Source organism: Roseateles sp. P5_E11 (genome assembly GCF_054049355.1).
Window position 1 is genome coordinate 1 of record NZ_JBFUMO010000306.1, and the last position, 6,897, is coordinate 6,897.

Below are 6,897 nucleotides of genomic sequence, written 5' to 3' on the forward strand. Positions count from 1 at the left end.
GCAGCCGCCCGGGCTTCGGCGTCGGCGCCCGACTACAGCGCCATGGCCAAGRAGGCGATGGAGCAGGCCAACTCGCCGGCTGAGGCGCTGCGCAAGGTGCAGGTGGCGCTGGGCGGCGGCACGCCCAAGGAGGTGCTGGAGGCGGCGCAGATGCTGCAGATGTGCTCGATGATGGCCGGCGCGCCTGGGGCGCTGTACGCCATGCGCGACGGCGCCAACGGCGTGCCGGAACCGCTCAAGAAGATGATGGACGCCGGGGGCGGGGTCAACAAGGTGATCGAGTCCGCCGAGGGTCAGGCGCGGCGCTGCCAGGTCTTCGACCAGGCCACCCTGGGGCGCAGCAAGGAGCTGTTCCAGCGCGCCTATGAAGGCGGGGCGGAGGGCGGGGCCTCGGCCTACCTGAACGCGCTGCAGAACCCATTGGAGAAGGAGAAAGCCGATCCCGCGCTGATCGCGAAACTGCAGGCCGAGGTCCGCAAGGCTGCGGCGGGCGGCGATGCTGACGCGCTGCTGCACCTGGCCATGGCCACCGGCGACAGCGCCCGTGATCTGGGCGTCACGCCGGTGCAGCGTGCGGGCTACAAGGTGGCTTGGAAGACCATCCAGGATGAGAAGTTTCCCGGCATCGGCATGGGTGACATCATGGAAAAGGCCATGGCGACGGCCTTCGATCAGGCCAAGTCGACCAAGCCCCTGAGTGCCGCAGAGCAAGCCGAGGCGGCCGCGCTCGCGCAGCAGGTTGTGGACGCCTGGCGGCGCAAGCGCAAGGGCGGGTGATGACTGCTTCGACCGTCGTGCACCGCTGGCGGCGCGCCGCGCTGGCCGCCGTGCTGCCTCCGCTCAACCCTCCCAACCCCATCAACTCCATGAAACGAATCGCAATCGCGCTTGGCGCAGCCAGCCTCCCCGGCCTGGCACTGGCGGCCGAGATGAACCTGGTCGAGCAGGTCGCCGAGGGTGGCGCTGCCGTGCTGGTCACGCTGGGGCTGTCCATCCTGTTCGTGGCCGTGACCATCGAGCGCTTCGTGCACCTGCGCGCCCGCGCCATCGTGCCGGTCGACCTGGTGGCGCGCGTGCAGCCGTTATGGACGGCGGGCCGCTTCACGGAACTGGAGACGCTGCTGGCCGACGACGGCAGCACGCTGGCGCGCGTCATCGCCTTCCTGCTCGCGCATCGCCATCAGCCCTACGCAGTCGTCAGCAGTGCGGCCGGCGACATCGCCTCGATGGAACTGCGCCAGCACCAGCAAAAGGCCTATGCGCTGGCCATCGTCGCCACGGTCGCGCCCATCGTCGGCCTGCTGGGCACGGTGCTGGGCATGATCGACGCCTTCCATGTGATCGCCTTCTCCGAAGGCATGGGCAACCCGGCGCTGCTGGCGGGCGGCATCTCGAAGGCGCTGGTCAACACCGCCGCGGGCTTGACGGTGGCCCTGCCGGCGCTGGGCATGCACCACTTCTTCAAGCACCGCCTGGCGACGCTCGGCCTGGCGCTGGAGCGGCAGATCAATGCGCTGATCAACCAGCGCTTCCTGCCCGCGCCGGAAACGCCGGCACTGCGGGTGGTGCAGCATGCGCATTGACCTGGGCGAGGACGAAGCACCGGAGATCGGCTTGATCGCGCTGATCGACTGCATCTTCTTCCTGTTGATGTTCTTCATGGTGGCGACCTCGTTCAAGCAGCCCGTCGGCGAGAAGCCGCAGAAGGAGCTGCCCATCACGCTGCCGGCCGCGCAGATGAGCCTGGACCGCGTGGGCGCTGGTGCGCCGCCGCTGACGATAGGCGTGGACAAGCAAGGCAAGCTGTCTGTCGACGGCAGCGCGGTATCTGTGCAGGGCCTGCACGACCGCCTCAAGCAGGAGGCGGCGAGCAACCCGGGCCGCCCCATCCGCATCGACGGCGACGAGATGGCGCGTTACCAGGCCATCGTGCACGTGCTGGACCTGTGCCAGTTCGAAGGCTTCACCAAGATTTCCATGCACACCCGTCGATGAGCTGGGAACCCCGCCGTTCACCGCTGCTGTCCCTGCTCGTGGCAGCCACCACGCAGGCGGTGCGCCGGCCCTATCTGTCGCTTTCCGTGGCCGCGCATACCGCGCTGTTGGGGTTGCTGTACTACTTCGGCAGCTATCAGCTGGAACTGCGCGAGCAGGAAGCCGAAGTCGCATCCAGCCTGCGCGCCACCGGCCAGGCCAGCACGGCCAAGCGCCTGCAAGACCTGCAGACCATCAAGCAGCTGATGGAGAAATCGGCAGCCATTGATCCAGAGCCGGGCCTGCCCCCTGCGGTGCCGCAAACGCCGCAGGAAATGGTGGAACAGGCGCGTGAGCTGTCCAAGGCCATCGACGCGCTCGACAAGGAAATCAAGGCCGAGGAGCTGGCCCAACTGACCGGCGTGCCCAAGCCGCCACCAGCGGCCGAGCCGCCACCGGCTGCGGCGCCGCAGGCGCCCGTCGCGCAAACCACGGCGGCCAGCAATAACGCTGCGCCCGAGTCCAAGGAGCCCGTCGCGTCGGAAAAGCCTTCGCAGCAGCTTGGGGCCAAGGCGAACGAGGCGCAGGCTGACGCAGGCAAGGCGGGCGAAGGCAAGGCGGGCGGCAGTACGCCAGCGCCCGTCACGCAGGAGATGGCGGACAGCGAAGTCGCCGCACTCGAAGCCAAGGCGCGAGCCACGCTGGCCAAACGTCAGCAGCGCCTGGAGGCCAAGGCGAACGGCGTGCAGGTCGAAGGCGGCAAGCCTGGCTCGGGCGGGGACGGCACTGGCGGTCGCCCCGGCGCACCGTCCGTCAAGGGCGGCGGGTCGGATACGTCGGTTCTCGCCGAGATCAGCAACTTCATCGCTGCGGACGCCCGCACCGAACACGCGACATCATCGAAAAGATACTGGGGCACCGACTTCTTCGACCATGGCAAGGCCCAGATCCCGCCCGTCGATGCGGCCGGTCTCGTGCGCGGACAAGGGCGCGTGCTCGGCCAGGGCGGGGAGTACGCGAACCGGGTCTACCTGAACAGCTGGTATGTCATCGGGCCTTTCCCCGGCCGCCATGAGGGTGGCCTGTTCGACAACCCGACCTACCCGCCCGAGAAGGCGGTGCTGTTGGACGCCGTCTACTACGGCAAGGACAAGCGCCTGCTCAAGTGGCGCTACGTGACCGCGCAAAGCTATCCGTTCGTGCCGCCCGACCAGGTCGAAGATTCGGTTTACTACGGCTACACCGAGGTGTTCGTCGACGAAGCCCAGGACCTGATCGCTTGGATAGGGGCCGATGACGACGTCCAGATCTACCTGAACGACCGCATGGTGTGGAAGGGCGGCAACGCCAATAAGGCGACGTATTTCGACACCATCTTCAACGGCGGCCCGAGCTATCTGCGCGACTACAACCGCACCGAAGGCAAGCGCCTCCTGCACTTCAACAAGGGCCGCAACAAACTCTTCTTCAAGCTGTCCAACGGCCCGAATGCGTCATTCCTGTCCATGGTGCTGACGCGTTCGGAATCGCGTTGATAGCTGCGCTCAGTTCGTCGATAGGGTCTTCTCCAATTGCACCGGTCTGACCAATTTCTGCAAAATCGCCTGACTAAGGCGCGAATTTTCTTATTGGTATTACCGGTATTTTGCGCAACCGCTCGCGCCACCAGCACCGTACGGTCCGGCCGCGGCTCACCAGCCGACCAAGCCTTCACGTCCGGAAAACCCATGAAACTCCAGAGCACCCTGCTGTCCCTCGCGCTGTCGCTGGCCGCACTGAGTCCCCTGGCCGCCCAAGCCCAGAGCGCCGACGGCCGCACGGATTGGCCCGGCGCCGGGCAGCCCCATGTCGGCGCCACTGCGGCCGATAGCCCGCGCCAGCGCACCCGCATCGACGATGGCTGGCGCTTCGCGCTGGGCCACGCGTCGGACCCGGCGCAGGACTTCGACCACGCCATACGGCCGTTCTTCTTCGGCAAGGCTGGTTACGGCGACGGCCCTGCCGCAGCCGACTTCGAGGACCGGCCATGGCGCCGCGTCGATCTGCCGCATGACTGGGCCGTGGAGCTGCCATTCAGCCCACGCGGCAGTACGCAGCACGGCATGAAAGCCATCGGCCGCGGCTTCCCCGAGAACAGCGTCGGCTGGTACCGGCGTGAGCTGCCCATCCCTGCGTCGGCGCGCGGCCAGCGCATCGCGCTGGAGTTCGACGGCGTGTTCCGCGACAGCGTCGTCTGGGTCAACGGCCACTACCTGCACCGCGAAGCCAGTGGCTACTCGGGCTTTCAGGTCGACATCAGCGACTACCTGAACTTCGGCGGGCGCAACGTCGTCGCAGTGCGCGTGGACGCCACGACGCCAGAGGGCTGGTGGTACGAAGGCGCAGGCATCTACCGCCACGTGTGGCTGACGCAGACCGGGCCGCTGCACGTGGCGCCGCAAGGCAGCTTCGTACGCGCCACCGTCGCCGGCGACCGCGCCGAGGTGGCCGTCGACACCACGGTGCGCAACGGCGGCGAGGCGGCCGAGTCTTTCAGCCTGGAGCACGAGCTGCGCGACCCGGCCGGCCGCGTCGTCGCCCGCGCCAGCGTGCCGGCTGGCCGCGTTGCCGCTGACGCCAGCCTTGACGTGACGGCCCAACTGAGCGTCAAGGCGCCGCAGCTGTGGTCGCTGGAGACGCCGCAGCGCTACACGCTGACGACCGTGGTCAAGCGCGGCGCCGAGGTCGTCGACCGCGTTGACACGCCCTTCGGCATCCGCACCCTGCGCTTCGACGCCAACGAGGGCTTCTTCCTCAATGGGCGCCACGTCAAGCTGCACGGCGTCAACAACCACCAGGACCACGCCGGCATCGGCGTCGCGCTGCCCGACGGCATGCACGAGGCGCGGCTGAAGATGCTCAAGGCGATGGGCGTCAACGCCATCCGCTTCGCCCATAACCCGGCCACGCCGGAGCTGCTGGACGCCTGCGACCGCCTGGGGATGCTCGTCATCGACGAGCACCGCATGATGGGCACGGCGCCGCAGATCCGCGACGAACTGGAACGCATGGTGCGCCGTGGCCGCAACCATCCGTCGGTCATTCTCTGGTCGGTCGGCAACGAGGAATGGGCCATCGAGAACAGCGAGATCGGCACCCGCCTGACGCGGCAGATGCAGGCCATCGTGCGCCGCCTGGACCCGACGCGGCCGGTGACGCAGGCCGCCTCCAGCTCGGGCCAAGCCGAAGGCACGTCGGTCGGCTCGGACGTCATCGGCTTCAACTACAAGGGCCAGCACGACATCGACGCGATGCACCGGCGCTTTCCCRATCGGCCCATGCTCGTCACCGAGGAGGCCGCGACTCATGCCACGCGCGGCGTCTATGCCAACGATCCGGCCCGTGCCCACATCGCCGCCTACGACAAACGCACGGGCACCCGCACCTCTTCCATCGAGGAAGGCTGGCGCTTCAATGCCGAGCGCCCCTTCCTTGCTGGCATGTTCGTCTGGACCGGCTTCGACTACCGCGGCGAGCCCTCGCCCTTCGGCTGGCCCGCCGTCTCGTCGCAGTTCGGCATGCTGGACACGACCGGCGCGCTGAAGGACAGCGGCCAGTACCTGAAGGCTGCGTGGACCGCCGAGCCCATGGTGCATGTGCTGCCGCACTGGAACTGGCCGGGTCGAGAAGGCCAGCCTGTCGATGTGCGCGTCTACGCCAACACCGACGAGGTCGAGTTGCTGCTGAACGGCCGTTCGCTCGGCCGCAAGGCGCTGGAGCGCTACGGCCACCTGCAATGGGCCGTGCCCTATGCGCCGGGCAGCCTGACGGCACGCGGCTATCGGGCCGGTCAGCTCGTCACCACGCAGACCGTGGCCACCACGGGCGACGGCACTGCGGTGCGGCTGACGGTGGACCGCGCGCGGCTGCGCGCTGGAGGCGATGACGTCGCGCTGGTCACCGTGAACGTCGTCGACCGCGAGGGCCGTGTCGTTCCGACCGCCGGGCACCGCGTCGCGTTCGAAGCCAGCGGGCCGGTACGGCTCATCGGCATGGGCAACGGCGACCCCGGCTCCCACGAGGCCGACCGGCCGGCCGAACTGCACCGCTACGCTGCCGCTACGCACTGGCGACACCACAGCATCGCTCGACCCGAGGAGGCGGCCGCGCTGATGGGCGGGACCGCCCAGACCGGAGGCCCCGGCTGGCGCGACCCCTTCGCATGGGTTCCACCCGACCAGCGGCCCGCCGACAGCGCCTGGAACATGGTGCAGGCCACCATCACGCGCACTGCGCCCGCTGACGAGCGCCAGGTGCTGCTCCTCGGCGAGGTCGCGCCAGGTGTGCAGTTCCTTCTGGACGGCCGCCCAGTCGCGCCGCGGCAGGAGGCCGGCATGGCGGCCATCGACCTCGATCCGACCGCAGGGCCCGAGGCCACGCTGACCGCCGTTTTCCCGACGCCAGCCAGTGGCACGCGCGCGCTGTTCGACGGCGCGCAGGGCGGTCGCCGCTGGGCCACGCTGCGTACCACCACACCAGCCGCACCTTGGCAGCGCAGCGTGTTCAACGGCCAGGCACAGGTGATCCTGCAGTCCACCGGCAAGACCGGGGACAGCGGCCGCGCCACGCTGCGCGCCGTCAGCGACGGCCTGGCCGCGGCGGCGGTGGTGATCGATATCTTCTGAACGCCGATAAGCCTTACGGGCTGCTAGACAACAGCCGAACGTCACAAAAGAACATGACAACGCCATCTCACGACCCCGCCCCGACCACGACTGAAACCGGACAGCAGCAGCAATGGCGGCGGGGGGTCAACGGCTATGCGCTGACCATTGCGGTGATCGTCCATCTCATCCTGCTGGCGGCGGTGCTGATGTGGCGCACCCGCGTGCCGCCCCCAGAGAAGCCCCGCATCACGGATGTGAGCATCGTTGAGCTCAAGAC

General features: G+C 68.4%; 6 protein-coding genes. All 6 read left to right on the forward strand.

Annotated elements, in window-relative coordinates:
* Positions 1-777: hypothetical protein (locus ACXJKR_RS20080; RefSeq protein ID WP_457324313.1), on the forward strand; the 777-nt coding region annotated here is incomplete at its 5' end.
* Positions 777-1,583 (forward strand): MotA/TolQ/ExbB proton channel family protein, encoded by an 807-nt coding sequence (locus ACXJKR_RS20085; protein WP_457324314.1) that lies wholly within the window; start codon positions 777-779, stop codon positions 1,581-1,583. The genes ACXJKR_RS20080 and ACXJKR_RS20085, both read left to right, overlap by 1 nt.
* Positions 1,573-1,995: an ExbD/TolR family protein gene (locus tag ACXJKR_RS20090; protein ID WP_457324315.1), complete on the forward strand. Its 423-nt coding sequence runs from the start codon at positions 1,573-1,575 to the stop codon at positions 1,993-1,995. Before ACXJKR_RS20085 ends, ACXJKR_RS20090 begins: the two co-directional genes overlap by 11 nt.
* Complete coding sequence (locus tag ACXJKR_RS20095; RefSeq protein ID WP_457324316.1) at positions 1,992-3,509, forward strand: hypothetical protein; 1,518 nt, start codon at positions 1,992-1,994, stop codon at positions 3,507-3,509. The genes ACXJKR_RS20090 and ACXJKR_RS20095 overlap by 4 nt, the downstream gene beginning before the upstream one ends.
* A 192-nt stretch (positions 3,510-3,701) precedes the next feature.
* Complete coding sequence (gene galA, locus ACXJKR_RS20100) at positions 3,702-6,638, forward strand: beta-galactosidase GalA (protein ID WP_457324317.1); 2,937 nt, start codon at positions 3,702-3,704, stop codon at positions 6,636-6,638.
* A 53-nt stretch (positions 6,639-6,691) separates the two neighbouring features.
* On the forward strand, positions 6,692-6,897 hold a 206-nt coding region (locus ACXJKR_RS20105), incomplete at its 3' end, for a hypothetical protein (RefSeq protein ID WP_457324318.1).

Coding starts and splice junctions, on each gene's coding strand:
- ACXJKR_RS20085 (WP_457324314.1), top strand. CDS start 777: ATGACTGCTTCGACCGTCGTGCACCGCTGGCGGCGCGCCGCGCTGGCC.
- ACXJKR_RS20090 (WP_457324315.1), top strand. CDS start 1,573: ATGCGCATTGACCTGGGCGAGGACGAAGCACCGGAGATCGGCTTGATC.
- ACXJKR_RS20095 (WP_457324316.1), top strand. CDS start 1,992: ATGAGCTGGGAACCCCGCCGTTCACCGCTGCTGTCCCTGCTCGTGGCA.